Origin of the sequence: Blautia sp. AF14-40 (assembly GCF_003479665.1) — a bacterium.
In the GTDB taxonomy this organism is placed as follows: domain Bacteria; phylum Bacillota; class Clostridia; order Lachnospirales; family Lachnospiraceae; genus Fusicatenibacter; species Fusicatenibacter saccharivorans.
Window position 1 is genome coordinate 286 of record NZ_QUHK01000123.1, and the last position, 294, is coordinate 579.

The window sequence follows — 294 nt, forward strand, 5'->3', positions numbered from 1 at the left end:
ACCCTATGAAACCCACCCGGCAGACCGCCCCCGTCAGTGCGTGTTTGGCGGCACTTCCAATGCCCTTGATTTTCTTCCCCTTGACCGTTCCGGCAACCGCCGCTTTATCCCCGTCATGGTGTACCCGGAGCAAGCCGAGGTTCACATTTTGGAGGACGAAGCTGCTTCCAGAGCCTATATCGAGCAGATGTGGGCGGAAGCGATGGAGATTTACCGAAGCGGCAGGTTCAAGCTGGCTTTCAGCCCCGACATGCAGCGGTATCTCAAAGAACACCAGCGGGATTTTATGCCGGA

1 protein-coding gene is annotated in these 294 nt (G+C 57.1%); it reads left to right on the plus strand.

Annotation, left to right across the window (positions count from 1 at the left end):
- Positions 1–294, plus strand: a 294-nt coding sequence (locus tag DWW13_RS19685) for a virulence-associated E family protein (RefSeq protein ID WP_243026219.1), incomplete at both ends; no start/stop codon positions are given.